Raw genomic sequence first — 25,832 nt, forward strand, 5'->3', positions numbered from 1 at the left:
GTACCCGCGATTAGAGTGATCCCATGCGCGAGCCGGCGGTGAGACGGGACACGATCGCCGCACGCCGCGTCGCGGGTACGGCCGGCGAACGCCGCCGGCGCATCGTCGAGGCGGCCGTGCGCGCGATCGAGGCGCACGGGGCCGGCGCGGGCCTGGCTGCCGTGGCCGATCAGGCCGGCCTGCCGCGCCCGCACGTCTACCGCCACTTCACCGGCAAGGACGATCTGGACCAGGCGGTGGCCCGGCACGCCGCGGCCCTGCTGAGCGACTGGATCCGCCCGACCCTGACCGCCCGCGGCACCGCCATCGAGATCATCCGGGGCATCATCGACCGGGTCCTGACCTGGGCGGTCGACCATCCCGACCTCTACCGCTTCCGGGCCCGGCACGGCTTGCCCACCGCGGTGGCCGAGTTCGCCGACGCCCTGGCGGCCTACCTGCGCGCCGCGGGCCACGAGGCGCGCCCCCCGGCGCACCTGGTGGCCGGCCTGATCGGCCTGGTGGACGGCGGCATCATCTGGTGGCTGGACCACCGCGAGGAGTCCGCCGTGGACGACCTGTCCGAGTGGCTGTCCACCCAGGTCTGGCGCGTCCTGGCCGACCTGCTGGAGCGCTTCGGCCGCCCCCTCGACCCGGACACCGAACTGGCCCCGGCCGGTTGACCTACTGTGTGCCTGCCGCCGGGGTCGCTACTGTCGGCCACAAGACGTGTCGATGGGGTGGATGATGCCGCTGCCGTTCGCCGGGCTTCCCGATCCCGCGGAGGCCGTCAGCCTGGATGACGTGGCCGCGCGGCTGCGCATGTTGAAGGTGTGGGCCGGGGACCCGTCGTACGACACGATCAAGGACCGGGTCAACGCGGCCTGGACCGCGGCCGGGCGGCCGGCCGGGGAGCTGACGCGCAAGTCCACGGTGGCGGACTGCTTCCGGAGCGGGCGGCGGCGGCTCAACACCGACCTCGTGGTGGCCGTGGTGCAGGCGTTGCATCCGGACGCCGGCTATGTGGCGCAGTGGCGGCAGGCCCTCCGGACGATCGGCGGCGAGATCGAGGCCGTCTCCCAGGTCCGGGTCCAGGACCGGCTGCCGCAGGATCTGGCCGGCTTCACCGGCCGCACCGGTGAGCTGGACCGGCTGCACCTGGCGCTGCGCGCGGCCCGGCAGGCCGGTGGGGCGGTGGTGATCTCGGCGATCGCCGGGATGGCCGGGGTCGGCAAGACCCAGCTCGCCGTCCACGCCGGGCATCTGCTGGTCCGGGAGGGATTGTTCGACCGGGTGCTGTTCGTCAATCTGCGGGGATTCCACGCCGACCCCGCGCAGCCGCCGGCCGACCCGGGGGCGGTACTCGACGGGTTCCTGCGCGTGCTCGGGGTGTCCGGCCATCAGATCCCGCACGACCTGGCCGCCCGCGCCGCCACCTACCGCGGCCGGCTGGCCGGGACCCGGGCGCTGGTGGTGCTGGACAACGCGGCCACGGCCGAGCAGGTCCGGCCGCTGCTGCCGGACACGCCGGGATGCCTGGCGCTGGTCACCAGCCGGCGCAGCCTCGCCGGCCTGCCGTCCGCGATCGGGCTCGACGTCGACGTGTTCAGCCCGGAGGAGGCCGTGACCTTCCTGCGCGGCACGGTCGGCGGATCGGAACCGGCGGCGCTCGCCCGCATCGCCGCGCGCTGCGGCTACCTGCCGCTGGCGTTGAGCCTGGTCGCCGGGCACATCCGCAACTTCGGTGACTGGACGTTGTCGGACCACGCCGACCGGCTCGACGAACGGCACCGGGACCGGCGCCTGGACTCCGGTGTCGCGCTGGCGCTCGGCCTGTCCTACCAGGACCTGCCGGCCGACCGGCAACGGATGCTGCGGCTGGTCGCGCTGCACCCGGGCCAGGACTTCGACGCGTACGCGGCGGGCGCCCTGACCGGCACCGACCCGGCCGTCGCGGCGGCCTGGCTCGAGCACCTCGCCGACGATCACCTGCTGCAGCCGGCCGCACCGGGGCGGTACACCTTCCACGACCTGGTGCGCGCCTATGCCGCCGGCCGGGCGGACGACCACGACCCGCCGGCCGCCCGCCGCGCCGCCCTGACCCGCCTGGTCGACTACTATCTCGCCACCGCCGGGCGGGCCATGAACACGCTGCACCCGGCCGAGGCTCACCAGCGGCCGCCGCTGTCACCGGAGGCCATCCCCGGTCCGGACCTGACCGATTCCCGGGCCGCCCTCGGATGGCTGGACACCGAGCGGCCCACCCTGGTCGCGGTCGTGGTAAACGCCGCCACCAACGGCTCCCCGCAGCAGGCCGTCCGGCTGGCCCGCACGCTGTCGCGATACCTCAAGGGCGGTTACCACGCCGACGCCCTGACCGTGCACGGCCATGCCCACCGGGCCGCCCGCGACCTCGGTGACCTGGCCGGCCAGGCGTACGCCCTCAATGATCTTGGGGTTGCCCACCGCCGGCTGGGGCTGCCCGGCCAGGCCTCCGACGACCTGCAGCAGGCCTTGGAGCTGTTCCGGCGCACCGGCGACACGATCGGGCAGGCCACCGCGCTGTTCGACCTCGGCACCGTGGTGCAGTGGCTGGGCCGCTATCCGGACGCCATCGACTACAAGCAGCAGGCCCTCGACCTGTACCGGCAGGCCGGCGACCGCAACGGCGAGGCCAACATGCTCAGCGGCATCGCCCTGGTCCTGGAACGTGCCGGCCGTTTCCCGGAGGCGATCGACTACTGCGAGCGGGCGCTGGCGCTGGACCGCGAGATCGGCAACCGGCACGGGGAGGCCCAGGCGCTGAACTGCCTGGGCGACGTCGAGACCCGGGCCGGCCGGCTCGACTCCGCGGCCGGCCACCTGCAGCAGGCGCTCGCGCTGTTCCGCCAGCTCGGCAACCGCAACCACGAGGCCGGCGCGCTGGACAGCCTCGGCATGCTGCACAACCGCCTGGGCCGCCCGGATGAGGCGATCGGCTACTTCGTGCCGGCGCTGACCATCTTCCGCGAGCTCGGCAACCGGGGCGGCGAGACCGGGGCGCTGAACGGCCTGGGTGAGGCCTCCGCCGCCGCGGGCAGGCACGCCGACGCGGTCACCTACCACGCCGAGGCCCTCGCGCTGGCCGTCGACATCGGACAGACCGACGAGCAGGCCTGCGCCGAGGCGGGTCTCGGCCGCGCCCATCGCATGCTCGGCAACCATGCTCTCGCCGACGAGCACTACCGGCAGGCCCTGACCCTGTACACCGCTCTCGGCCTGCCCGAAGCCGACGAGATCCGCGCCGATCTCGCGGTCCGGCCGCCAGGAGATCGGTAAATGGTTCAGGCGTTCTCGACGGCGGGCTCGTCATCGTCGAAGGTCCGGTCCGGGTCGCGGGTCAGGTTTTCGCCGGTCGCGGCGTCGAACACGTGCATCCGCACCGGGTCGAACCAGAGCTGGGCCTTGGTGCCGGAGCGGATCCGGCTCGTCACGTCCAGGGCCACGACGAGCTGGGTGCGCATCTGTTCGCTGTCCAGCTCCCGCTGGAGCTCGTCCAGGCGGTCGGTCACCTCGGCCGGCGCCTCGTACGGCACGTACGCGTAAAGCTGGTTGCCGAGCCACTCGGTGACGTCCACCTCGGCGGTGAACGACCGCCCGCCGGGGCGCTTGTCCGCGGCCACCAGCGAGATGTCCGCGAAGTACTCGGGCCGCAGGCCCACGATGACCAGGTCGCGCTCGCCGATCCGCTGGAAGCGCTCGCCGGTGATCGGCACCGCGCCGAACGGCGTCTCGATCTCGCCCTGCTGGACCCGGCCGGGCACGAAGTTCATCGGCGGCGAGCCGATGAAGCCGGCCACGAACAGGTTGACCGGCTCCTCGTACAGCTGGTGGGCGCTGCCGACCTGCTGCAGGACACCCTTGCGGAGCACCGCGATCCGGTCGCCGAGGGTCATCGCCTCGGTCTGGTCGTGCGTGACGTAGACCGTGGTGGTGCCGAGCCGCTGCTGCATCCGGGAGATCTCGGTCCGCATCTGCCCGCGCAGCTTGGCGTCGAGGTTGGACAGCGGCTCGTCGAAGAGGAACGCGTCGGCCTTGCGGACGATCGCCCGGCCCATCGCCACCCGCTGGCGCTGGCCGCCGGAGAGGTTGGCCGGCTTGCGGTCCAGGTGCTCGGTGAGCTGCAGCAGCTCGGCCGCCTCCATGACCTGCGCCTTGACCTCGGCGTCCGGGGTGTGCTTGAGCCGCAACGGGAAGGCGATGTTCTCGAAGACGGATAGGTGCGGGTAGAGCGCGTAGTTCTGGAACACCATGGCCAGGTTGCGGTCCCGGGGCGCCTTCTTGTTGACCCGCTCGCCGCCGATCAGCATGTCACCGGAGGTGATGTCCTCCAGGCCGACGATCATCCGCAGCAGGGTCGACTTCCCGCAGCCGGAGGGGCCGACGAGGATGACGAACTCGCCGTCGGCGATGTCCAGGCTGATGTCGTCCACCGCCTGATAGCCGTCGCTGTAGCGCTTGACGATGTTCCGCATGCTGATAGCGGCCATGAGGGCGTCCTCCCCAGATCAGCCTTTGACGGCACCGGCGGTGAGACCCGCCATGATCCGGCGCTGGAAGATCAGCACCAGGATCACCACGGGAATGGTCACGACCACCGAGGCGGCCATGATGTAGGTGATCGGCGACTCGAACTGCGACGCCCCGGTGAAGAACGAGAGGGCCGCCGGCACCGTCCGGGCCCGGTCGGTCGAGGTCAGCGAGATGGCGAGCAGGAACTCGTTCCAGCAGAAGAAGAACGTCAGGATCGCGGTGGTGAACACGCCCGGTGCGGCCAGCGGGACGATCACCTTGCGGAACGCCTGCCAGGCGGTGGCGCCGTCAACCTGCGCGGCCTGTTCCATCTCCCACGGGATCTGCCGGAAGAACGCCGACATCGTCCAGATCGACAGCGGCAGCGCGAACGTCAGGTACGGGATGATCAGCCCGATCCAGGTGTCGTAGATGCCCAGGTTGCGCCACATGTTGAAGAGCGGGCCGACGAGCGCCGCCTGCGGGAACATCGCGATGGCCAGGGCCATCGAGAGCAGGAACTTCTTGCCGGGGAAATCCATCCGGGCGATGGCGTACGCGGCGAACATGGCGATCACGACCGCGAGCGCCGTGGCGATCAGCGCGATGAAGACGGAGTTGCGCAGCGCGCTGGTGAACAGCGAGTCGGTGAAGACGGTCTTGTAGTTGTCCCACACCCAGATCTCCGGGAAGAAGGTGGGTACCTCGCTGCGGAACGTGTCCGGGTCCTTGAAGGAGAGCGACACCATCCACAGCAGCGGGAAGAGCGCCCAGACCATGATCAGGATGCCCCAAACCGTCCACCAGTTGCTGACCCGACGGTCCGACGCCATTACCGATCACCCCGAACTTGGGAGAGGTCCGTGCGGAAGCCCTTGACGAAGATGAAGGCGATGACCACGACGGTGAGGAACAGCAGGACCGAGACGGCCGAGCCGGCGCCCAGGTTGACCAGGGTGACGTTCTGCCGGTAGGCGAGGAACGAGAGAGTCTCGGTGTCGTTCGCGCCGCGGGTCATGATGAACGGGTTGTCGAAGATCCGCCACGCGTCCAGGGTGCGGAACAGCAGCGCCACCATGATGGCGGCCTTCATGTTCGGCAGCGTGACCCGCCAGAGTCGCTGCCAGGCCGTGGCGCCGTCCACCCGGGCGGCCTCCTGGAACTCCTCCGGCACCTGGACCAGGCCGGCCAGCAGCAGCAGCGAGATGAACGGCGTGGTCTTCCAGATCTCGGACAGCACGATGATGAACAGCGCCGACCAGCGTTGCCCGAAGAAGTTGAAGGTGCCCAGGTTGAGCCACTGGTTCACGAAGCCGGAGTCGAGCTGAAAAGCAAACTGCCAGATGTACGCCGAGACGACGGTGACGATGCCGTAGGGGATCAGGATGCCGGTGCGGACCAGCGACCGGCCGCGGATGATCCGGTACATCACGAAGGCGAACGCGAAGCCCAGCACCAGTTCCACCGCCACGCTGGACACGGTGATGATCAGCGTGGTGCTGAAGTCGCTCCACCACACCGGGTCGGTCAGCACCGTGGCGTAGTTGCCCAGCCCCACGAACTCGCGGCCGGCCGGGTCGGTCAGTCGGTAGTCGTACAGCGACAGCACCACCGCGTAGATCAGCGGATAGGCGGTCACGAACACCATGACCAGGAACGCCGGCGCGGACAGGGCCAGGCCCAGCCGCCGCTCGTGGCGGGCGCGGTCGGTGACTTCCTCGGGCTCGGGCGCCGGCGGGGCGACCCGGACGTCGGTCATTGTCATTCGGCTGCCCTCTCAGCTCACAGAAGCCGCTCACCGTGCAGGACGTCGGACATGAAGGTCGCGGACTCCTCGGGCGTCGCCGGCGAGGTCACGCCGGTGGCCGGGTGCCAGGTGATCTGCACCGAGGTCGAGACGTCGTTGTAGTAGGGCGTGATCGGCCGCGGTCCGGCCTCGTCGATCGACTCGCGGATCACCGACGCCATCGGGTACGCCTCGCGCACCTTCGCGTCGTCGTACGCCGCCCCGCGTGCCGCCGGGTTGCCCGAGTCGAGCATGTAGACGATGTTGTTGGGCAGCGAGGTCGCGCACCGGACCAGGTCGAGCGCCTGCTCGGGGTACTTCGTGTAGGCGCCGACGGTCAGGTTGATGCCGCCCAGCGGTGGCTTGCTCGGCGTGCCGGCGTCGACCCGGGGGAACCGCGCCCAGGCGATGTCGTCGAACACCTGCTGGGTGATGGCGCCGTCGGCCACCGACTCCTTGGCCGCGCTGTACACGTACGGCCAGTTGACCATGAAGCCGCCGGACTGGCCCTGGAAGGCCGAGCGCGCCTCCTCCTCGCCCGCGGTGGACATGGCCGGCGGTGCGGCCGGCGATCGCGCGAGGCCGCCGATGATGCGGGCCGCCTCGTTGCCGGCGGGCGAGTTGATCGCGGGCTTGGCGTTCTTCCCCGCCTCCACGTCGGTGATGATCTCGCCGCCCGCGGACACCACCAGCGCGTTGATCCAGACCATGTAGCCCTCGTAGCGGTTGGCCTGCACGCCGATCACCTTGCGCTGCGCCTCCGCCGCCTTGATCATTTCGTCCCAGGTGAAGGTGCCGGCGGCCGGGTCTACGCCGGCCGCCTGGGCGACGGACTTGCGGTACCACAGCAGCTGGGTGTTGGCCCAGAACGGCGCCGCGACGAGCTGGTCTTTCCAGTACGCGGTCTTCAGCGGCCCGTCCAGCACGCCCTGGGTCAGGGCCGTCGCGTCGGCGGCGTCGAACGGGCGCAGGAATCCGGCGTTGGCGAACTCCGCCACGAACGGCGGGTCGAGGCTCATCACGTCGATGGAGCTGTCCTGCGCCGCGAGCCGCCGGACCAGCTGCTCGCGCTGCTGGGACGCGTCGTTGGGCAGCACCTGGACGTCGACCTGATAGCTGCCGGCCGCGGCCGCCGCGCACTGCTGCGCCAGCCGCGCCTGGCCGCCGTTGTCGGGATTGATGTACCAGGTGATCGTCGGCGGCCCGGAGTCGTCACCGCAGGCCGACAGCAGCGCGGCGGACAGGGCGAGGACCGTTGCGGCGGCAGCCCGCCGGGGCCGGTAGGTGGTGACATCCATGCTGGTCGTACCTCCTCGGCCCGGTGGGAGCCTCGAGTCCAGCTTCAACGGCGTTGCCCGGCCCCGGCATCACCCCGCAGGCATGAATCCGGACGGTCCGCGAATCCTCCTCATATCCGAAAGTTTCGGATGTTGCAGCACACGTCTTTGCAGGTGGTCATGCATATCGATCCCTGCTGCACCGCTGGCCTTATCGGAAGACATTGACACTCTTCGAAGGGTGCCCTTAACCTTCCAGACAAGTTGCGGTCACTTTCCGGAAGTTTTGGTGGGAGGTCGGGCATGTCCGAGTACGTCTTGCTCGGGGCCGAGGTGGTTGCCGTCACCGTTCTGGTGATGGGGCTTTACTTCCCCCGGCACCGGCGCCGGGATCTGGTAGTGGCTTATTTCGCCGTCAACATCGGGGTGCTGGCGGTGGCCAGTGCGCTCGCTACCAGCAACACCGGCACCGGGCTCGGACTGGGGCTGGCGCTGTTCGGCGTTCTGTCGATCATCCGGTTGCGCTCGACCGAGCTGGACCAGCACGAGGTCGCGTACTTCTTCTCCGCTCTTGCCCTGGGTCTGCTCGGTGCACTGCAGACCGCCTCGATCTGGCGCAACCTCGGGCTGATGGCGCTGATCCTGGTGGTCATGACGATCGTGGACCACGGCCGGCTGCTGGGGCGGTTCCAGCAGCAGATCGTGGTGCTGGACGCGGCGGTCAGCGACCGGGCCGAACTCGTCGCGCGGCTGGAACAGCTGATGGGCGGGCGGGTGCACTCGGCGCGGCTGCTGCGGATCGACCTGATCAACGAGTCCACCGTGGTGGACGTGCGCTGGACCGAGACACCGCGGCGCCGCACCGCCGCGGTCCGGCAGCCCGAGTTCGCCATGCCGCGCTCATGACGTTCCCGATCCTGGCGCACCTGCCCGCCGTCGGACTTGCCGAACTCGAGGAACGGGCCGCACTGCAGAGCCGCGTCGACCGCAAGTACGTGCTGCCGGTCGAGGATGCCGGTGAGCTGCTGGCGACGTTGGCACCGACGAGCCGGGTGCTCGACATCGAGGGGTGCCGCCATTTCACGTACGAGTCCATCTATTTCGACACGCCCGAGCTGATCAGCTACCGGCGGACCGCACACCGGCACCGCCGCAGATTCAAGATCAGGACAAGGACGTACGTGGACTCGGGTCTTTGTGTTCTGGAGGTCAAGGTGCCCGGCCCGCGGGGGAGCACGGTCAAATACCGGGTGCCGTACGAGCACGGCGAGCGGGACAGCGTCGACGGCGGCACCGCGTTCGTCGACGAGATCCTCACCCGGCACGGGCTCGGTCGCCGTCCGCCGCTGCGGCCGACGCTGACCACGGCGTACCTGCGCTGCACTCTGCTCCTGCCACAGTCGGACAGCCGGGTCACCGTCGACACCGACCTGTCCTGGACGGCCCTTTCCTCGCCGGCCCTTTCCTCGCCGGCCCTTTCCTCGCCGGCCCCTTCCTCGCCGACCGGTGCCGCGCATCTGCGGATTCCCGGCACCGCCGTCGTCGAGACCAAGACCGGCTCGGCCGCCTCGGTGGCCGACCGCCTGCTGTGGAGCCGCGGGCACCGGCCGGTCGCCATTTCCAAGTACGCCACCGGACTCGCCGCGCTGCGCGGCGACTTGCCGGCCGCACCCTGGCGGCGGCTGCTCCGGCGGCACTTCACCGCGTAGAGGAGCTTGTTCATGGGTTTTAGAAGATGGGCCGGCGTTTTGCTCGCCGTGTGCCTGCTCGCCGCTCCAGCGCCGGCCGCGGCCGCCGAACCGGGCGACATCGTGTTCTCGGTGCCGAGCGGGACGTTCCAGGGCTCCGTCGCGGTGTCGCTGTCCACCGCGATCGCCGGCGCGCAGATCCGCTACACCACCAACGGCACCGCACCCACGGCCAGCTCGACGCTCTACTCCGGGGCGGCCCTGTCGCTCACCGCAACAACCCAGATCAGGGCGCAGGCGTACGTGAACGGCACGGCAACCGGTGTGGGCGGGACCGGTCTGTACGTGGCCCGGAACTTCGACGCGCAACACGACCTGCCGCTGCTGCTGCTCGACGACTACGGGAAGGGCAAACCCGGTCGCGAGTACGTGGACACGGCCGCCATGCTGTTCGACACGGCCGGCGGGCGTACCTCTCTCTCCTCGGCACCCACCGTGGCGACCAGGGCCGGGATCCACCTGCGCGGCCAGTCCTCGGCGATGTTCGAGAAGGCGCCCTACCGCCTGGAACTGCGCGACCACACCGACGACGACGCCGACCACGAGATGCTCGGCATGCCGGCCGACTCGGACTGGGTGCTGCGCGGCCCGTTCAGCGACAAGTCCCTGATCCGCGAGGCGCTCGTCTACGACCTGGGCCGCGAGATGGGCATGGTGGCGCCCCGGTACCGGTTCGTCGAGCTGTACCTGAACGTCGACAGCGGCCCGGTAGCCGCCAACGACTACCAGGGCGTCTACATGCTGGTCGAGACCATCAAGAACTCGAAGAACCGCCTCGACCTCAAGCAGCTGGAGGAGGAGGACACCACCCTCCCCAAGATCACCGGCGGGTACATCTTCAAGTTCGAATGGCTGGCCGCCGAAGAACCCACGTTGACGTGTACGGGCGCAGCCGCGACCTGCTGGAACTTCCTCGAGGTGGCCGACCCCGACCCGCTGAACGCGCAGCAGAAGGCCTGGCTGACCCAGTACCTCCAGCAGTTCCACGACCTCCTGCACACGCCGGGCTTCAACAACCCGACGACCGGCTACCGCAGCTGGATCAACGTCCGCTCCTGGGTGGACCTGATCATCCTGAACGAGCTGAGCCGCGAAATGGACTCCTACCTGCGCAGCACGTACTTCTACAAGGACCGCGAGGGCCCGATCACCGCGGGCCCGCTGTGGGATTACGACCTGACCTTCGGCACCGGCGGCTTCTTCGGCAACGACCAGACCTCCGGCTGGCAACACCAGCAGACCCGCAACCCGCAGGCCAACGACTGGTTCCAGATCCTGCTGACGGATCAGGCATTCCAGCAGGACCTGAAGGCCCGCTGGCAGGAGCTGCGCCGGGGCGTGCTGGCCACGACGTCCCTGAACGCCCGCATCGACGCCCTGTCGGCCCCGCTGACCGCCGCGGCCCAGCGCAACTTCCAGCGCTGGCCCAACCTGTCCACCCGCAATATCGGCCCGTTCGTGACGAACACGAGCCCGACGTGGGCCGGCCAGCTCCAGGTGATGCGAACCTGGATGACCAACCGGGCCACCTGGCTGGACTCAACGGCCGCCTGGGGTGGCACGGTGGCCACCCCTACCACTCCCACCAACCCTCCTCCCACCACCTCCCCGGCAGGTTGCACGGCCGCGTACTCGCAGACGGGCCAGTGGGCGGGCGGCTTCCAGGCCGAGGTCCGAGTGACGGCCGGCGCGTCCCGCATCAACGGCTGGGCGGTCTCCTTGACCTTCGCCAACGGCCAGCAGGTAACCCAGTCCTGGAACGCCGCGGTGTCCACGTCCGGCCCGACGGTGACCGCCCGCAGTGAGTCGTACAACGGCTCGCTGGCTCCGGGGGCGAGCGCAACGTTCGGCTTCGTGGGCACCCAGACCGGCACGAACGCAACGCCGACGGTGACCTGCACCGCGACGTGACGGGGGTCTGCGCCGCCGCCATCAGGTCCCGCGGTGGCGGCGGCGCTGTACTTTCCTGGGAGCGACCCCCAGACCCCACGGTGCGGTGGGTGCGCTGGGCGGTCCGCCCACGCTGCGTTCTCGGCGATCCGCCCGCCACCGCAACGAGCCACCGCGAGACCGGTCACGGCAGTCGGGCTGGTGGCGTCAGGCGGTTGTTTCCCTGCGGCGACCACGTCCGCGTAGGCGGTGGCAGCGGCGAGGTCGAAAGGCAGGACCTGCGCCTTGGACCCTGGGGGTGGCGATCGGTCCCATGGGCGAGCTGAGGGCGCGCCAACACCGCGGGTGCGTGCGGCGGAAAACGTGTCCCGCGCGCACGACGTGATTGCGGAGATTTCCCGTGCCGGTCGAGCTGGTGCGGGTGCCCGGGAAGTCGCCGATGGACGTCAGTCGGCTGATCTCGGCGGGGAGCTTCTCCATGGCGGTCATTCCACTCGGCCGAGAAGCATTCTCGACGTCGAGCGTCAGGAACGATGGGCTGGAGCTGCGTACGACGACATTCGGGCAAACCTGGACGCGGAGTTGATCGCTGCTTCTTTGCGTCGGGCGGATCGCCCCGACGGCTCGGCCGGTTTCTCCGTGGACGAGATCAACCGGGTCCGAAAACATATCTTCTTTGATGAGCATCCGCTTTCCGATTATGAAGGCGGGATTGTCCATCGGAGATACGATCCCAGCTCCGAGATGGCGGAGGCGTGGCTGCGGCTGCGGGGCGGGCGGCCCTTGCCGGAGGACATCGTCCTGGTGGAGCACGAGTTCGCCGAGGCTCGGGATGATGGTGACCGGTCGCAAGGTGGCGGAGACTCCGACCACGGTGCGCTACGAGTTCGGCTTCGACGAGGAATTCGATCGCGTACTGACCATCGACAAGGAGACCTGGGACGTCAAGCCGGAGGACGGGCGTGTCGATGCCGCCGTCGGTGCCATCGTCTCGAAGATCAAGGGTGCCTGGCGAGAGCGCGGCGAGTTTCCGCCTGGTGCCATATTCGCGAGCTGAAGGCGGAACGTTCGGATCGCTAGTACCCGCTGAGCAGCAGCATCATTCGACCGGCCGCGAGATGTAGCAGGGGTGTCCGTGCGGATGTCGGCTGTGTAGCCGGTTCACAACAACGCGTCGAGGACCTTGATCGCTCGTTTCTCGTGGTCCGCGTAAGCGTCCGGCACTGCCGACCGTTGCACGGCCTGTGCCGCGGCGCCAAGGCTCTTGGACTCCCAATCGGAAACCTTGAGGAGCCGCTTGTAGAAGGCATCCGCGGCAAAGCGCACGCTCATCAGCTCCGCCGCGGTGCCCCAACCTTGACTCGGCCGCTGTTGGAAGACGCCGATCGAGTCGAAGTCGTCGCCGCTGCCCTCGTTCGGCAGGTCGAGTGAAGCCGGAACTGACGGGTTGGCCAGGTTACGCAGACTGGACTCCTGTAGTCCCGTCATCATGGCCACCAGCATCGCCCGGCGGGGAAGACCACGTTGCTGAGCGACCTGCACGATCACCGCGGCATTGTTCATTTGTGCCTGGTTGAGGCCCGCCAACGGCCTGGGTGACCGGGGAATGGGCGACGCCTCCGCCGGCGGGCTGTCCGACTCGGAAGGCACGGCCGGTGTCCGGGATCTGCGTACCTCCCCTCGCTTGGCGGCGCTCGTTTCCCGCTGAAGCGCGGCATCGACCGCGACCGACACCGTAGCCGGATCTTCGGCAGCACTGACGGCGACGACTCCGCCCACGGCGGCCAAGACCGCGCTCATCGCTATCAGGGTGGATTTCGTGCGTCCTCGCCGCCGTCCTCGCCGGTGTCGAAGAGTCGACCAATCTGTCTCGTACATGTCCGGGCGAGAACCAGACCATGGGTCCGGGCCGTCACCCGGCGCTGCGGCCGCCAACCGCGGTTCGTCGTCATGCGGCTGGATGTACGCGACGCGTTGACGCGGAACCGCCGGCCGAGCCGGTGGAAGCCTTCGATACTGCGCGGCGGAGGCTGGCGGGTGATCCGGGAACGCCGACGACACGTACGCGACCACCCTTCCGTAAACACCGGCATCTATGCCTGGCTTTACGTGGCCCCGGGCCATCCGGATCAATGCCGGGCTCTCCCTTATCAGGTGCGGGTGATGGTCTCGGTCGCATCGTTCCAGCGCCAGGGCAGGTGGTCCCCGCGCAGGTGCACCCCACCGATCCACCGGTCGATGCCGTTGAGCGCTACCTGGTCCGCCGCGCCGGCAAGCACCCGTGCTCCCATGCCGGTCAGGTGCAGGCTGGTTTCGCGGTCAACCGGACGGTCCGCCGGCTCGGCGTGCAGGAGCGGGATCCGAGCGTGCGCCATCCGGTCCATCATGGCAAAGGACCAGGTATCGCCCAGGTATGGGCGGGTTTCCCGCGCGGCGGCACGGACGAACGCCGGGCCCGCCGCACCTGCGCCGTCGGCGACCGCGGCCAGTATCCGCCGCTCGGTCAGCGACAACCCGTCGCGGGTCGACGGGTACTCCCGGCTGAGCCGGTCGAACGCCTCGCCCAGGAACCGCAGGTCACGTGAGCGACTGCGGGCGATGGCGGGCAGGCCGTCTGGCGTCGGCGCCCGGAAAGCGGCCCAGGCATCGGTGGCGAGGTGGAGCGCCTCGGGGGTCAGCCGAGCGCACGCGTTCGTGGCGGGCAGTTCGCGCAGTTGCCCGGCCGTCAGTTCGCCGAGACCGCCGAAGCGGGCGATGCCGGGATGTTCACCGATGCAGATCAGGGTGATGCGCCGGGCCGGAACGCCGAGGTCGGCGAGGCGGGCGAGGATCTGGATGATTTGGAGCTGGTCGTACAGATCCGCCTCAAACCACAGCACGTACTCGCCGTCGCGGTTGGCCGCCAAAGTCCGGTCCCGCTCGGCGAACATGCCGGAACCCTCCGCCCGGTCGTCCACCTGCGCCCCGAGCAGAAAGGCGGCTCTGATCCGGCGGAGCTCCTCCGGATCCACCGCCGGCACCGGCCCCTCGTGCAGCGAGTCACGCCAGTACAACACCCTGGACGCGAGCCCGGTCCCGGGCAGGTCCGTGCTGTCGCCGTTGCTCACGTGCAGAGCCGCCAGCATCGCGTGGTCGGCGGGGACCGGCGGGCCCGGCTGCTCAGCGAGGAGATGACTGCGGGCGGTTGCGTAGGACTCGCCCGTCTTGGCCATCCGGGCGCGCACGCGCCGTTTGAAGTCGGCCTTACTGGTCATCGTTCGTCTCCCGCGGCCCACGGCAGGTCCCCCAGCGACCGGTGCAGCGGACGCACGATCGACAACGTAACCCCGTCCGAGAGGTGGACCTCCCTTTGCCTCCTGCAGGGACCCGGGCTGGGGCGGATCGCCGGAGGTTGGGCGCGAACGGACGCCGTCGGTCACGATACCCGTTCCGCCGGCAGACGCCCGCACCGAGCTCACCAAGCATCACCAGGACTCCGCCCGCGGTGCTAGGAATCGTTGTCGCGGTGCGGAGCAGGAAGCAGGGTCCGGGTCAGGCGAAGTGACCATGACGGTTGCGCAATCCAGACGCGTGTGTCGCCGGAGCCGGAGCCGGCGTAGGCGGGATAACCGTGCTGGATGAGTTCGAGCAGGCCGGGCGTTCCGAGTTCTGCTGCCGACCACTCGTAGAGGAGATGGAGGCGGGGGAGTATCACGCCGTAGTCGAGTAGCCGCCCGAATCCGAGTTCGTTGCCGGTGTAGTACGCGACGTCCTCAGTCAACGGGTATGTCGCGGGGAGTATGCGAGACAGTTGCAGGAAGATGCCGGTCATGCCCAGCCTCGGATCGCCCAGGAGCGGGGCGAGCGGCCGGAGCCAGCTCAGCGACAGCCGCGGTGCGGCGTTCAGCGTGTGCGCGTAGAGGACACGCAGAAGGATGACGTTCATGAAGAACCGCTCGGCCGCAGTCTCGTTCAGGGCGAGTTCACGGTGTCGCAGGTAACCGGCGACGATGCTCGCGTTGTGCGCGCGGTACCAGGTGACCGCGGTGGGCCGCTCGGCGAAGTCGAGCCAGTGGCGGACCGCCGGAGTCGACGGGCGGCCGGTGTGCCCGGCGAGCAGCGCGATCGCCTCGCATCCGTCGCGAAGCAGTCCCTTGTTGACCGCACGCCACCACGGGCTGCCGGGACGTGAGCTGTCGGTGGGTTCGAGCAAGCCTCTGCGTAGCTGCCAGCGGATGAAAGATCGCGCCGCCCGGCGGTAGGGCAGATGCCGGGGGGCTACGCCGGTCGGGCCGTTGTAGGTTCGGTCGTGGAGCGCGAGGCGAGCGTGCGGGCTGTCGCGTACGGCGGCGACCTCGGCGTCCGCCCACGAGGCAGCAGTCGTCGTCATTGCCGCAGTCTAGGTGCACGACATGCGGGGACAGCGAAGCTCAATCGGAGCGGCCGGGTTCAGAGGGCTGGCGGCCCGCTCCATTCGATGACGGATTTGGCGCCCTTCCAGTCCCGGTATTCGAAGACCAGATTTACCGCCATGATGACGGTTGCGGTCTGCACCGCACTGGACAGCCGGTCGAGATAGCCGCGGACGTACTCCCAGTCACCGCCGTCGAAACGCAGGTAGAGCACAAACGCGGCAATCGTCGACAGGATGCAGAGGCAGACCAGGGCGAGCAGGACGACGCGTTCGCGCCGTCGAACGTTCCAGACGTACGTGCTGAACCGGACGTGGCCGGTGCTGCTGATGACACCACGGGCGACCAGGGCGTTGCCGTCGAAACGCCGCACCTCGACGTGCGGGTCGAATTCGCATCGTTGTCCGGCCACGACCCGCTCGAAGGTCCGCGGGAAGGAGGCCGCCGCGTGCGCAGACTGCTGTTTGAGGGCCTCCAGGTCATCGCCGAAGAGGCACAACAGCAGTGCTCCGCGGCGATCGAAGGAGGCGAGTCCCCACACGTTGGGGAACGTGGTGATGAGCAGCGGGTTGTGCGTCATGAGTTCGGCACGCACCGAGTCGGGCAGTCTGGCCACGATTTCGGCCCGCCGGTCCTGCAGGTACGGCGAATCCTCGGGGTGGTCCGGACACCAGCCCATTGCGGCGAGTGCCTTTTCGACCGTCGCCCGGTCGGCGGAGCCGGTGCGGCACGACATCATCACTCTCACGGCCTTGGACCGTACCGGGCACGGTGTTCCGTTCCGTCGCCTTTGCGCGAATCAATGCCCTGGCGGTCAAAACCCGGCGCAGCGGTGACCGCGCCGCCAGGATTGACGCTGACCGCACCATAAGACCGGGAAAGGACACGTTCGGTGAGATGGTTCGCGCTCAACGTGGCGGAATGGCTCAGCATACTTATTTTCCTCGTCGGACTGCCGGCCCTCATGCTGATTCTGCAGATGCTGGTGCGGCGGATGTTCCCGAATTGGGAGCGTGGCGAGCACAATGATGCGGCCGGTGTGATGCTTTCGGCCGCGGTGGTCGTTTATTCGGTGGCGATCGGGCTGTGCGTGGTCACCTTGTGGGGCAAGCTCGACGACGCGGAACGAGCCACCCAGGCCGAGGCGGCCAACCTGGTGGCGGTCGCCGAGGGCAGCCGGGTGTGCGAAGCGGCGGTTCAGGAACGGATCCGGTCCGAGGTCATCGCGTACAACCGTGACGTCGTGGACCGCTGGTCACTCCGGATCCGCGGCGAGTCCCAGCTGCTGGTGGGCCGCGATCTCGACGGGCTGGTCGCGACCGTCGCGCAACTCGAGCCACAGACGCAGGCGCAGCGCGCCTTCGTCGATGACGCCCTGGCCCGGTTGGCGCGGGCGAGCGAGTTGCGGATCGCCTCCGTCCGGCTGGCCCACGACCAGCAACTTCCGGGCGTCCTCTGGGTCGCCGTCTTCGGCGGGTCGGTGGTGGTGCTGGCACTGTGCCTCACCTGTGGCGTACGCGACGGCGCGCTGCGCCGGATCCTGTTGACCGGGGTGACGGCCACCGTCGGCATCAACCTGTTCCTGGTGACCGAATTGAACTACCCGTTCTACGGAGACATCCGGGTCGGCCCGGACAGCTACCTGAACGCCGTGTCGATGCTGTTGCGGTGACAGTCATCGATTGCCGCTCGGTCAAATCGCCGAACCGCAGCGGCGTGGGCGATCACTCACCTACGCTGGCCAAGTCGATGCGAGGCCCGGACCCACGAGGTCCTGACGCAATTTCTGCTGTTGCGAATTGAAGCCCGGCCGCGCCCTTCCGCGGGCCATCACGTACAGCCTCAGGATGTGTTCATGAAGGCTCAGGCTCTCACCCTGCCGAAGTCGAAGAAGTCCACGAAAAGCCCGAATTCGTATGTCGTCGAGCGCGGTCGTCACCATCCGCTGGGGGCGCATCCGGACGCCGGCGGCATCAGTTTCGCGTTCTTTTCCGAATACGCCACCGGAATCGAACTGCTGCTGTTCGACACGCACGACGCGACCGAGCCGTTCCAGACAATCACCTTGGACCCGGAGGAAAACCGGAGTTTCGCCATTTGGCACGCATACGTGCGGGGTCTGCAGGCGCCGGTGTTCTACGCGGTGCGGGTGTTCGGGCCGGAAGGCGACCAGGCCCGCCACGAGGGTCACCGGTTCGACCCGCGGAAGGTGCTGATCGACCCGTACGCGCGCGGCCTGGACCGGACGTTGTGGGACCGGGGATCGGCATGCGTGCCCGGCGACAACGTGGCCACCTCCCTGCGGTCCGCCGTCGTCGACCTCGCGGACTACGACTGGGAGAACGACCAGCCGCTCAACCGCCCGATGGAGGATCTCGTCATCTACGAGATGCACGTCGGCGGGTTCACCCGGTCGCCGAGTGCGCGGGTGAAGAATCCGGGCACCTTCGCCGCGGTCGTCGAGAAGATCCCGTACCTCAAGGAACTCGGCATCACCGCGGTGGAACTGCTGCCCGTCTTCGACTTCGACGACAGCGAGGTGCGCACCGTCGGCGACCGCACCCTGACGAATTTCTGGGGTTACAGCACCGCCGCCTTCTTCGCCCCGCACGCGGGCTTCTGCACCACTCCCGAGCTGGGCCAGCACGTCCGCGAGTTCCGGGACATGGTGAAGGCGCTGCACCGAGCCGGCATCGAGGTGATCCTCGACGTGGTGTTCAACCACACCGACGAGGGCAACCACCTCGGTCCGCTGTTCTCCTTCGCCGGCCTGGACAACCGCAACTACTACTACCTCGACCCGGCCGACCCGCAGTACTACTACGACTACTCGGGCTGCGGCAACACCCTGATGGCCAACCACCCGATCGTCACGAAGTTGGTCGTCGACTGCCTGGAGTACTGGGTACGGGAGATGCACGTCGACGGGTTCCGGTTCGACGAGGCGGCGGTGCTGAGCCGGGGCGCGGGCGGCGCGATTCTCGATGAACCGCCCGCCATCTGGCAGATCGAGTTGTCCGACGCGCTGGCCGACACCAAGATCATCGCGGAGGCCTGGGACGCGGCCGGCGCCTACGAGGTCGGCCGGTATCCGGGTTACCGGTGGGCCGAGTGGAACGGCCTGTACCGCGACACGATGCGCCGCTTCGTGAAGGGCGAGCCCGGGGTGGCCGGCGCGGTGGCGACCCGGCTGGCCGGCAGCGCCGACCTGTACCAGGCCCGCGGTCACCGGCCGATCAACAGCATCAACTTCGTCACCTGCCACGACGGATTCACGCTGGCCGACCTGGTGTCCTACAACGACAAGCACAACTGGGCCAACGGCGAGAACAACCGCGACGGCAACGACGACAACATGAGCTGGAACTGCGGGCAGGAGGGGCCGACCGAGGACGCCGGCATCCGGTCGCTCCGGGAGCGCCAGATCCGCAACTTCGCCACCCTGCTGATGATGTCGCGGGGGGTGCCGATGCTGGTCGCCGGCGATGAGATCGGCCGGACCCAGCAGGGCAACAACAACGCCTACTGCCAGGACAACGAGATCAGCTGGTTCGACTGGAAGCTGGTCGACGCCAATCCGGCGCTGCTGCGCTTCTGGCAGCGGCTGCTGGCGTTCCGCGCGGCCAACCGGGTGCTGCGCCGGCGGGAGTTCTACAACGGACTGTCCAACAGCCGCGGCGTTCCGGACCTGACCTGGCACGGCACCAAGCTCGGCGCCCCCGACTGGGACGATCCGAACACCCGGGCGCTGTCCTGCACGCTCGGCGGGGAAGGTGCCGAGCCCGACCTGCACCTGATGATGAACATGTACTGGGAGCCGCTCGATTTCGAGCTGATGGGAATCCCCGGCCACCGGTGGGCCACCGCCATCAACACCGCCCTGCCGTCGCCCGCCGACATCGTCGAGCCCGGCGCCGAGCAGCCCGTCGACGGATCGACCTGCTCGGTTCCCGGTCGCAGCGTCGTGGTGCTCGTTTCCCAGCCCTACTGACCAACCTCTCGCGCCAGGCCTTTGGAGGCACTGTGTCCAACGCGTTGGACTTCACGTTCTCGGATCTCATCGCCGGCTACCTCACCGGGTACGACCCGGACACCGACATCGCGGAGCTGCATACCTCCGACGGCCGGCCCTACTCGGTCAAGATCACCTCGAACACCGTCGGCGAGATGATCCGCAACCTGGGCGAGGCGTACATCGACGCCACCGCGCAGCTGCGCGGGCTCATGCAGCCGGGCCGGTTCATTCACGCGTACGGCGTCTTCTATCCGGCCGAGGCGGGCGGGACGGCCTTCGAGGCGAAACACATCACGCTGTTCGGCAAGGAAGCCGACGAGTACCGGTTCGAGACCCAGGACTGGTGGCAGCGCCAGATCGTCAAGATCGCCGACTTCTACCTCGACTCCGAGTTCGGTGCGGGCGCCACCACGTTCGACTACCGCAACTACCGCACCGACCTGACGATGCTGGGCACCGCCACCGCGTCGACCAGGCAGGAGACCGACACCATCTCCCGCCTGGTCTACGGACTGGCCACGGCATACCTGCTCTCCGGTAAGCAGCGGTATCTCGACGCGGCGTCCGCCGGGGCGCGCTACCTGATCGAGCACCTGTGCTGTGTGGACCGGACGGCGGAGGTCGCGTACTGGTATCACGCCCTGGTTATCGAGCCCGACGGCACCGAGCGCAAGATCCTCGCGTCCGAGTTCGGCGACGACTACAACGCCATCCCGTGCTACGAGCAGATCTACGCGCTGGCCGGCCTCACCCAGGTCTACCGGATCACCGGCGACCCGAAGCTCCGCGAGATCATCGACCTGACGGTCAACCTGTTCGACAAGTACTTCAAGGACAAGACCAACTTCTCGGACGGTACGCCGCGGCGCGGCTACTACTCGCACATCGACCCGGTGACGTTCGACCCGCTGAGCCCGGCGCTCGACGACGGCCCGCGCACCAACCGCGACCGGAAGAACTGGAACTCGGTCGGCGACCACATCCCGGCGTACCTGATCAATCTGTTCCTGGCTACCGGCGAACAACGGTACGCCGACATGCTGGAAGATCAGTGCGACACCATCACCAAGCACTTCCCGGACTACGCGAACAGCCCGTTCGTCCAGGAGAAGTTCTTCGGCGACTGGAGCAAGGACCAGCACTACGGCTCACAGCAGAACCGGGCGATCGTCGGGCACAACCTGAAGATCGCGTGGAACCTGATGCGGGTCAACAGCGCCCGGCCCAAGGCCGAGTACGTAGAGTTCGCCGAGAAGATCGCCGACCTGATGCCCGGCGTCGGCAGCGACCGGCAGCGCGGCGGCTGGTACGACATGGTCGAGCGGGTGACCGCACCGGGCGAGAAGTTCCACCGTCTCGTGTGGCACGACCGTAAAGCCTGGTGGCAGCAGGAACAGGGCATTCTCGCGTACCTGATCCTGAATGGGGTTTTCGGTAAGCCGGAGTATGCCAAGCAGGCCCGGGAGAGCGCGGCGTTCTACAACGCCTGGATGCTCGACACCGGCGCTGGCGGCGTCTACTTCAACGTCCTGGCCAACGGCATGCCGTTCGCCCTCGGCGGCGAGCGCAGCAAGGGCTCGCACTCGATGGCCATGTACCACAGCGCGGAACTGGCCTTCCTCGCCGCCGTCTACGGCAACCTGCTGTCCAACAGCAATCCGATGGACTTCTACTTCCACCCGCAGCCGGGCGCGTTCAACGGGGTGTTGCGGGTGTCGCCCGACCTGCTCCCGCCGAAGAGCGTGAAGATCGCCCAGGTGTGGGTCAACGGTCACGAGCACCGTGACTTCGATGCCGACACGCTGACCGTGCGGCTGCCGAAAAGCCAGGAGCAGCAGGTGGTACGGGTGCGGATCCTCCCGGTCTCGGTCGACTTCAGCGCCGACACGCTGGACACCACCGGCGGCCGCGCGCAGATCTCGCTGCTCGGCACGCTCACCTCGGCCGATCTGTCCGTGCTGTTCGAGCAGGTGGAGGCCGCGCTCGCCGCGGGCTGCGGCACGATCAGCATCGACATGACCGACCTGGTCTATCTCGACCCGCAGGCGGTCCGCTATCTCGCGCTGACCAAGCAGCACCGGGAGTTCGCGCTCGACATCACCGGCGCCAAGGGTCAGGTGGCGCAGCAACTTCAGGACAGCGAGCTCTATCAGGAACTGGCCACGGCCGGCGCACGCCCGGCCCGCGGACGCAAAGGCGGTCGGTCATGACCAAGGTGCTCATTGCGGTCTCCGAGTGGGGCTACTGGGGCGAGGAGCTGATCGGCCCGCTGGAGGCCTGCGACAAGGCCGGTTACGAGGTGGAGTTCCTCACCCCCACCGGCGCCCGGCCCACCCCGCTCGCGGTCAGCATGGCCGTCGATTTCGTCGACCCGCCGCAGGGCAAGTCGGTGGTGGCCAAGGACATGGCGAAGAAGACCCGCGACCTCGATGCGTCGCACCGGCTGGACAAGCCGCGCAATCTCGCCGACTGGGTACCCGCCCGGCCGTACCCGAGCTCGGCGACCTATCTGCGCGACATGGAGGCGTACTGGAACGCCGTGCAGCGGATCGTCACCCAGGATCTGCTCGCCTACGACGCGCTGGTCATCGTCGGCGGCAGCGGCGCCATGGTCGACCTGGCCAACAACCAGCGGCTGCACGAGCTGGTCCAGGGCTTCGTCCGGCTCGACCGGCCGGTCGCGGCGGTCTGTTACGGCGTCGCCACTCTCGCCTTCGCCCGGGACCCGCTGCGCAAGCTGAGCCTGATCCGCGGCAAGCGGGTCACCGGTCACCCGATCGACTACGACTTCCACGACGGCACCGGTTACGAGGGGCCGCACGCGATCGACGGCTCGAACAAGGGCTTCGGTGACGGCTACATCAACTTCGGGCCGCCGGCCTATCCGCTCGAGTTCATCCTGCGCGACGCGGTCGGGCCGGACGGCGAGTTCATCGGCAACGTCGGGCACAACGAGTCGGTCATCGTGGACTACCCGTTCATCACCGCCCGGTCGACCGAGTCCTCGGTCGGCTGCGGGCGGGCGCTGGTCGACGTCCTCGACAACAACGTGCGCCGATACGGCTGGTGACCCGGATGCGGCTGGCCGGCAAGAAGATCGGGATCCTGCTCGAGAGCGACTTCTACGAGCACGAGATCTGGTACTACAACTACCGGTTCCCCGAAGAGGGCGCCGAGGTCCATTTCCTCACCCGCCTGTGGGGACAGCCGTCGCTGACCTTCACCGGGCACGAGTACAAGGCGCCGTTCGTCTGCACCGAGAGCTTCGAGAACATGGACGACGAGACGCTGCGCTCCTACTCGGCGCTGATCATCCCGTCGGCGATGGTCTCCGACCGGCTGCGGTACAGCGAGAACCTGGCCGAGCTGCCGCCGGCGACCGACCTGATGCGCCGCGCGTTCGCCGAGCCGGGCATCGTGAAGGGGATCATCTGCCACGGGCTGTGGCTGATGTCCCGGACCCCCGAGCTGATCCGCGGGCGCCGGCTGGTCTGCCACCCCAACCTGTACGGCGACGCCCTCAACATGGGCGCCCGCTACGAGGACGCCGACGTGGTGGTCGACGACGATCTGGTGACCGGCCGGACCGGGGCGCAGGCGGGGGCGTTCGCCCGCACTCTGATCGAACGTCTCTCCGGGGATCGGGAGCCGGTCGGCGCGGGGAGGCGGTCATGACCCAGGTCACCGGCCACCGGCGGCTGCTCGAACAATTACGCGCCGACGGCGTTCGCCATCTGTTCGGCAATCCCGGCTCGAGCGAGGAGGGACTGCTCGCCGAGATCACCCGGTTCCCCGACATCCAGTACGTCATGGGACTGCAGGAAGCGGCCCTGGTCTGCACCGCCGACGGCTACGCCCAGGCCACCGGCAAGCCCAGCGTGGTGCTCCTGCACAGCGGCGTGGGACTGGGCAACGCGGTCGGCAGCCTCTACCACGCGCTGCACCGCCAGACGCCGATGGTGGTGATGGCCGGCGAGGCCGGAGTCGCCTACGACGCGCTGGAGGCGCACATGGCGGCGGACCTCGTCGACATCGCCCGCCCGGTGACCAAGTACGCGACCCGGGCCATCCACCCGGCGAGCCTGGTCCGGCTGCTGCGTCGCTGCTACAAGGTCGCGTCGACACCACCGTGCGGGCCGGTCTTCCTGGCCGTCCCGCAGGACGTCCTCGATCAGCTGAACGCCGAGCCGGTGCTGCCGACCGTCGTGCCGGACACCCGGGTCGCCCCCGAGCCCGGTGCGGTCGAGGCGGCCGCGCGGCTGCTCGCCGGGGCGAAGAAGCCGGTGATTCTCGCCGGTGACGGCGTCGCCGTCAGCGGGGCGGTCGACGAACTGGTCCGCTTCGCGGAAACCTGGGGCGCCCCGGTGTGGGGCGCGATGGCGTCGCAGCTGATCATGCCGTGGACCCACCCGCTCTACGCCGGCCTCACCGGCCACATGTTCGGCACGGACAGCGCCGCGATCGTCGCCGGGGCCGACGCCGTGGTGGTGTGCGGGACGTACGTCTTCCCCGATGTGTTCGGGGCGACCGCGAACCCGTTCCGGCCGGACGCGACGGTCGTGCACATCGACCTCGACGCCGCCGCCATCGCCAAGAACCACCCGGTCACGATCGGCATGGTCAGCGACCCGCGGCTGACGCTCGAGGCGCTGACCGCCTCGCTCGACAAGGCCATGACCGCCGCGCAGCGCACCGCCGCGACGAAACGGGCCGACCAGCACGGCCGCGACAGCGCGACGACCCGCAGCCGGGCGCGCGAGGCCGACGAGGCCCGGCGCGAGGAGACGCCGATGCGGATGTCGGTGGTCGCGGCCCGCCTGGCCGAGCAGCTGCCGTCCGACGCGATCGTCTTCGACGAGGCGCTGACCAACTCGCCCGAGCTGACCCGGTGGGTGACGCCCGAACGGCCCGGTCACTTCTTCCAGACCCCGGGCGGAACCCTCGGGGTCGGCCTGCCCGGGGCGGTGGGCCTGAAGCTCGCCCACCCGGGCCGGACCGTGGTCGGGTTCAGCGGTGACGGCGGCTCGATGTACACATACCAGGCGTTGTGGAGCGCGGCGCACCACAAGATCGGCGCGAAGTTCGTGGTCTGCCACAACTCCAGCTACCGGCTGCTCAAGGAAAATCTGGTGCGCTACTGGCAGGACGGCGACACCGCGGCCGGCGATCGCGAGTTCCCGCCCTTCTTCGACGTGCACGAGCCGACCATCGACTTCGTCGCGCTGGCCGGTGCTCTCGGCGTACCCGGCATGCAGGTCAGCAAGCCCGGGGAGGTTGACCAGGCGGTCCGCGCCATGCTCGGCCACGACGGCCCGTACCTGCTCGAAGTCGTTCTCGACCGCGAAGTGCCCGGATAGGAGACCGCGATGGCATTGACCGATGAGGGCATCCGCGCGCTGGTCACCGAGTGGTACCGCGCGCTGGACCGGCACGACGAACTCGCCAAGGTGCTGCCGTACCTGCTCGACGACGGCCTGGAGATGCGGTTCCCGGAGGCGACCGCCCACGGGCACGCCGGCTTCTCCGACTGGTACAAGACCGTCACCAACCGCTTTTTCGACGAGAAGCACACCGTCACCTCGGTGGACATCACCGCGCTCGACGAGCGCGGCGCGACCGTCTCGGTCGTCGTCAACTGGCAGGCCCGGATCTGGAATCCGCCGGCCGCCAAGAGCGAATGGCTGGGCTTCGACGCCTATCAGAGCTGGCAACTGGTTGCCGCGCCCGGCGACAAGATCAAGCTCAAGACGTACGTCGTCGACCGGCTGGAGCCGATGCCGGGCTCAGCGACCCTCTAACCGCCCGAAGGAAGGCACCGTGGATACCAAAGCTGTTGTCACGCGGTACTACGAACTGGCCAACGCCGGAAGCTGGGACGCCTGGTGCGACCTGTTCGCCGCGGACCAGGTGATGGACGAACAACTCGCCGGGCACGTGGAGGGCCGCGAGAAGCTGCGCGCGATGATGGCGGGCTTCCCCGGCATGTACGCGTCGTTCCGCAACCAGCCCAAGGAACTGATCGTGGAGAACGACCGGGCCGCGGTGGTCTCGCACATCTCCGCGGTCACGCCCGGGGGCGGCCGGATCGAGGCCGACGTCATGAACTACTTCCGGGTCGTGGACGGTGCCATCACCTACATGGCCAACTTCCACGACACGCAGCCGTTCCGCGCGGCGTTGCAGACGACCGCCTAG

At 68.8% G+C, this 25,832-nt stretch carries 22 protein-coding genes; 14 read left to right on the top strand and 8 right to left on the bottom strand.

What is annotated here, in order from left to right:
• The first annotated feature begins 23 nt into the window (after positions 1 to 23).
• Positions 24 to 662: a TetR/AcrR family transcriptional regulator gene (locus Ari01nite_RS13580; protein ID WP_203781564.1), complete on the top strand. Its 639-nt coding sequence runs from the start codon at positions 24 to 26 to the stop codon at positions 660 to 662.
• 64 nt (positions 663 to 726) lie between these two features.
• Positions 727 to 3,297 carry an ATP-binding protein gene (locus Ari01nite_RS13585; protein ID WP_239162728.1) on the top strand — a complete coding sequence of 857 codons (2,571 nt, stop codon included), beginning with the start codon at positions 727 to 729 and terminating at the stop codon, positions 3,295 to 3,297.
• A gap of 5 nt (positions 3,298 to 3,302) precedes the next feature.
• Here Ari01nite_RS13585 and Ari01nite_RS13590 read toward each other — a convergent pair whose 3' ends face one another.
• Genes Ari01nite_RS13590 through Ari01nite_RS13605 form a run of 4 tightly spaced genes read right to left on the bottom strand, consistent with a single transcriptional unit; the run spans position 3,303 to position 7,614 of the window.
• On the bottom strand, positions 3,303 to 4,508 hold the full coding sequence (locus Ari01nite_RS13590) for an ABC transporter ATP-binding protein (protein ID WP_203781566.1): 1,206 nt from the start codon (positions 4,506 to 4,508) through the stop codon (positions 3,303 to 3,305).
• 18 nt (positions 4,509 to 4,526) lie between these two features.
• Positions 4,527 to 5,363: a carbohydrate ABC transporter permease gene (locus tag Ari01nite_RS13595; RefSeq protein WP_203781567.1), complete on the bottom strand. Its 837-nt coding sequence runs from the start codon at positions 5,361 to 5,363 to the stop codon at positions 4,527 to 4,529.
• Entirely contained in the window at positions 5,363 to 6,295 is a 933-nt protein-coding gene (locus tag Ari01nite_RS13600; protein WP_203781568.1) for a carbohydrate ABC transporter permease, read from the bottom strand. The genes Ari01nite_RS13595 and Ari01nite_RS13600 overlap by 1 nt, the downstream gene beginning before the upstream one ends.
• A gap of 17 nt (positions 6,296 to 6,312) precedes the next feature.
• Complete coding sequence (locus Ari01nite_RS13605) at positions 6,313 to 7,614, bottom strand: extracellular solute-binding protein (protein ID WP_203781569.1); 1,302 nt, start codon at positions 7,612 to 7,614, stop codon at positions 6,313 to 6,315.
• Positions 7,615 to 7,896: 282 nt separating this feature from the next.
• On the opposite strand from Ari01nite_RS13605, the gene Ari01nite_RS13610 reads away from it, so the two are divergent.
• The 4 genes from Ari01nite_RS13610 to Ari01nite_RS13625 all read left to right on the top strand — a co-directional run bounded on the left by Ari01nite_RS13610 (position 7,897) and on the right by Ari01nite_RS13625 (position 12,288).
• Positions 7,897 to 8,499 carry a DUF4956 domain-containing protein gene (locus tag Ari01nite_RS13610; RefSeq protein ID WP_203781570.1) on the top strand — a complete coding sequence of 201 codons (603 nt, stop codon included), beginning with the start codon at positions 7,897 to 7,899 and terminating at the stop codon, positions 8,497 to 8,499.
• Positions 8,496 to 9,302: a polyphosphate polymerase domain-containing protein gene (locus Ari01nite_RS13615; RefSeq protein ID WP_203781571.1), complete on the top strand. Its 807-nt coding sequence runs from the start codon at positions 8,496 to 8,498 to the stop codon at positions 9,300 to 9,302. Before Ari01nite_RS13610 ends, Ari01nite_RS13615 begins: the two co-directional genes overlap by 4 nt.
• Before the next feature lie 12 nt (positions 9,303 to 9,314).
• Entirely contained in the window at positions 9,315 to 11,252 is a 1,938-nt protein-coding gene (locus Ari01nite_RS13620; protein WP_203781572.1) for a CotH kinase family protein, read from the top strand.
• An 814-nt stretch (positions 11,253 to 12,066) separates the two neighbouring features.
• Positions 12,067 to 12,288, top strand: a complete 222-nt coding sequence (locus Ari01nite_RS13625) for a hypothetical protein (RefSeq protein ID WP_239162729.1) — start codon at positions 12,067 to 12,069, stop codon at positions 12,286 to 12,288.
• A gap of 104 nt (positions 12,289 to 12,392) precedes the next feature.
• On the opposite strand, the gene Ari01nite_RS13630 is transcribed toward Ari01nite_RS13625, so the two are convergent.
• From Ari01nite_RS13630 to Ari01nite_RS13645, 4 genes are all read right to left on the bottom strand, one after another.
• Complete coding sequence (locus tag Ari01nite_RS13630; RefSeq protein ID WP_203781574.1) at positions 12,393 to 13,031, bottom strand: hypothetical protein; 639 nt, start codon at positions 13,029 to 13,031, stop codon at positions 12,393 to 12,395.
• A gap of 350 nt (positions 13,032 to 13,381) precedes the next feature.
• Complete coding sequence (locus Ari01nite_RS13635) at positions 13,382 to 14,485, bottom strand: DUF1835 domain-containing protein (RefSeq protein WP_239162730.1); 1,104 nt, start codon at positions 14,483 to 14,485, stop codon at positions 13,382 to 13,384.
• 233 nt (positions 14,486 to 14,718) lie between these two features.
• Positions 14,719 to 15,600 (bottom strand): hypothetical protein, encoded by an 882-nt coding sequence (locus Ari01nite_RS13640; RefSeq protein ID WP_203781575.1) that lies wholly within the window; start codon positions 15,598 to 15,600, stop codon positions 14,719 to 14,721.
• 59 nt (positions 15,601 to 15,659) lie between these two features.
• Positions 15,660 to 16,370 (bottom strand): hypothetical protein, encoded by a 711-nt coding sequence (locus Ari01nite_RS13645; RefSeq protein ID WP_203781576.1) that lies wholly within the window; start codon positions 16,368 to 16,370, stop codon positions 15,660 to 15,662.
• A gap of 144 nt (positions 16,371 to 16,514) precedes the next feature.
• Between Ari01nite_RS13645 and Ari01nite_RS13650 the strand changes: the two genes are divergently transcribed.
• The 8 genes from Ari01nite_RS13650 (at position 16,515) to Ari01nite_RS13685 (ending at position 25,832) form a co-directional block, all read left to right on the top strand.
• Positions 16,515 to 17,294, top strand: a complete 780-nt coding sequence (locus tag Ari01nite_RS13650) for a bestrophin-like domain (RefSeq protein ID WP_203781577.1) — start codon at positions 16,515 to 16,517, stop codon at positions 17,292 to 17,294.
• A 183-nt stretch (positions 17,295 to 17,477) separates the two neighbouring features.
• Complete coding sequence (gene glgX, locus Ari01nite_RS13655; protein ID WP_203781578.1) at positions 17,478 to 19,613, top strand: glycogen debranching protein GlgX; 2,136 nt, start codon at positions 17,478 to 17,480, stop codon at positions 19,611 to 19,613.
• A 32-nt stretch (positions 19,614 to 19,645) separates the two neighbouring features.
• Complete coding sequence (locus Ari01nite_RS13660) at positions 19,646 to 21,847, top strand: AGE family epimerase/isomerase (RefSeq protein WP_203781579.1); 2,202 nt, start codon at positions 19,646 to 19,648, stop codon at positions 21,845 to 21,847.
• Positions 21,844 to 22,707, top strand: a complete 864-nt coding sequence (locus Ari01nite_RS13665) for a type 1 glutamine amidotransferase domain-containing protein (protein WP_203781580.1) — start codon at positions 21,844 to 21,846, stop codon at positions 22,705 to 22,707. Before Ari01nite_RS13660 ends, Ari01nite_RS13665 begins: the two co-directional genes overlap by 4 nt.
• A gap of 5 nt (positions 22,708 to 22,712) precedes the next feature.
• The gene (locus Ari01nite_RS13670; RefSeq protein ID WP_239162737.1) at positions 22,713 to 23,312 is read left to right on the top strand and encodes a DJ-1/PfpI family protein; all 600 of its coding nucleotides are present in this window, start codon (positions 22,713 to 22,715) and stop codon (positions 23,310 to 23,312) included.
• Positions 23,309 to 24,994 (top strand): thiamine pyrophosphate-binding protein, encoded by a 1,686-nt coding sequence (locus tag Ari01nite_RS13675; RefSeq protein WP_203781582.1) that lies wholly within the window; start codon positions 23,309 to 23,311, stop codon positions 24,992 to 24,994. Before Ari01nite_RS13670 ends, Ari01nite_RS13675 begins: the two co-directional genes overlap by 4 nt.
• A gap of 9 nt (positions 24,995 to 25,003) precedes the next feature.
• Positions 25,004 to 25,435, top strand: a complete 432-nt coding sequence (locus Ari01nite_RS13680) for a nuclear transport factor 2 family protein (RefSeq protein WP_203781583.1) — start codon at positions 25,004 to 25,006, stop codon at positions 25,433 to 25,435.
• 19 nt (positions 25,436 to 25,454) lie between these two features.
• Positions 25,455 to 25,832, top strand: coding sequence for a nuclear transport factor 2 family protein (locus tag Ari01nite_RS13685; protein ID WP_203781584.1), 378 nt, complete (start codon positions 25,455 to 25,457; stop codon positions 25,830 to 25,832).

This window comes from Paractinoplanes rishiriensis, assembly GCF_016862375.1.
GTDB classification, from domain to species: domain Bacteria; phylum Actinomycetota; class Actinomycetes; order Mycobacteriales; family Micromonosporaceae; genus Actinoplanes; species Actinoplanes rishiriensis.

What these genes read in the sequence shown, in the direction of transcription:
- Ari01nite_RS13580 (WP_203781564.1), top strand. Translation starts at nt 24, where the DNA reads ATGCGCGAGCCGGCGGTGAGACGGGACACGATCGCCGCACGCCGCGTC.
- Ari01nite_RS13585 (WP_239162728.1), top strand. Translation starts at nt 727, where the DNA reads ATGCCGCTGCCGTTCGCCGGGCTTCCCGATCCCGCGGAGGCCGTCAGC.
- Ari01nite_RS13590 (WP_203781566.1), bottom strand. Translation starts at nt 4,508, where the DNA reads ATGGCCGCTATCAGCATGCGGAACATCGTCAAGCGCTACAGCGACGGC.
- Ari01nite_RS13595 (WP_203781567.1), bottom strand. Translation starts at nt 5,363, where the DNA reads ATGGCGTCGGACCGTCGGGTCAGCAACTGGTGGACGGTTTGGGGCATC.
- Ari01nite_RS13600 (WP_203781568.1), bottom strand. Translation starts at nt 6,295, where the DNA reads ATGACAATGACCGACGTCCGGGTCGCCCCGCCGGCGCCCGAGCCCGAG.
- Ari01nite_RS13605 (WP_203781569.1), bottom strand. Translation starts at nt 7,614, where the DNA reads ATGGATGTCACCACCTACCGGCCCCGGCGGGCTGCCGCCGCAACGGTC.
- Ari01nite_RS13610 (WP_203781570.1), top strand. Translation starts at nt 7,897, where the DNA reads ATGTCCGAGTACGTCTTGCTCGGGGCCGAGGTGGTTGCCGTCACCGTT.
- Ari01nite_RS13615 (WP_203781571.1), top strand. Translation starts at nt 8,496, where the DNA reads ATGACGTTCCCGATCCTGGCGCACCTGCCCGCCGTCGGACTTGCCGAA.
- Ari01nite_RS13620 (WP_203781572.1), top strand. Translation starts at nt 9,315, where the DNA reads ATGGGTTTTAGAAGATGGGCCGGCGTTTTGCTCGCCGTGTGCCTGCTC.
- Ari01nite_RS13625 (WP_239162729.1), top strand. Translation starts at nt 12,067, where the DNA reads ATGGTGACCGGTCGCAAGGTGGCGGAGACTCCGACCACGGTGCGCTAC.
- Ari01nite_RS13630 (WP_203781574.1), bottom strand. Translation starts at nt 13,031, where the DNA reads ATGAGCGCGGTCTTGGCCGCCGTGGGCGGAGTCGTCGCCGTCAGTGCT.
- Ari01nite_RS13635 (WP_239162730.1), bottom strand. Translation starts at nt 14,485, where the DNA reads ATGACCAGTAAGGCCGACTTCAAACGGCGCGTGCGCGCCCGGATGGCC.
- Ari01nite_RS13640 (WP_203781575.1), bottom strand. Translation starts at nt 15,600, where the DNA reads ATGACGACGACTGCTGCCTCGTGGGCGGACGCCGAGGTCGCCGCCGTA.
- glgX (WP_203781578.1), top strand. Translation starts at nt 17,478, where the DNA reads ATGAAGGCTCAGGCTCTCACCCTGCCGAAGTCGAAGAAGTCCACGAAA.
- Ari01nite_RS13665 (WP_203781580.1), top strand. Translation starts at nt 21,844, where the DNA reads ATGACCAAGGTGCTCATTGCGGTCTCCGAGTGGGGCTACTGGGGCGAG.
- Ari01nite_RS13670 (WP_239162737.1), top strand. Translation starts at nt 22,713, where the DNA reads ATGCGGCTGGCCGGCAAGAAGATCGGGATCCTGCTCGAGAGCGACTTC.
- Ari01nite_RS13675 (WP_203781582.1), top strand. Translation starts at nt 23,309, where the DNA reads ATGACCCAGGTCACCGGCCACCGGCGGCTGCTCGAACAATTACGCGCC.
- Ari01nite_RS13680 (WP_203781583.1), top strand. Translation starts at nt 25,004, where the DNA reads ATGGCATTGACCGATGAGGGCATCCGCGCGCTGGTCACCGAGTGGTAC.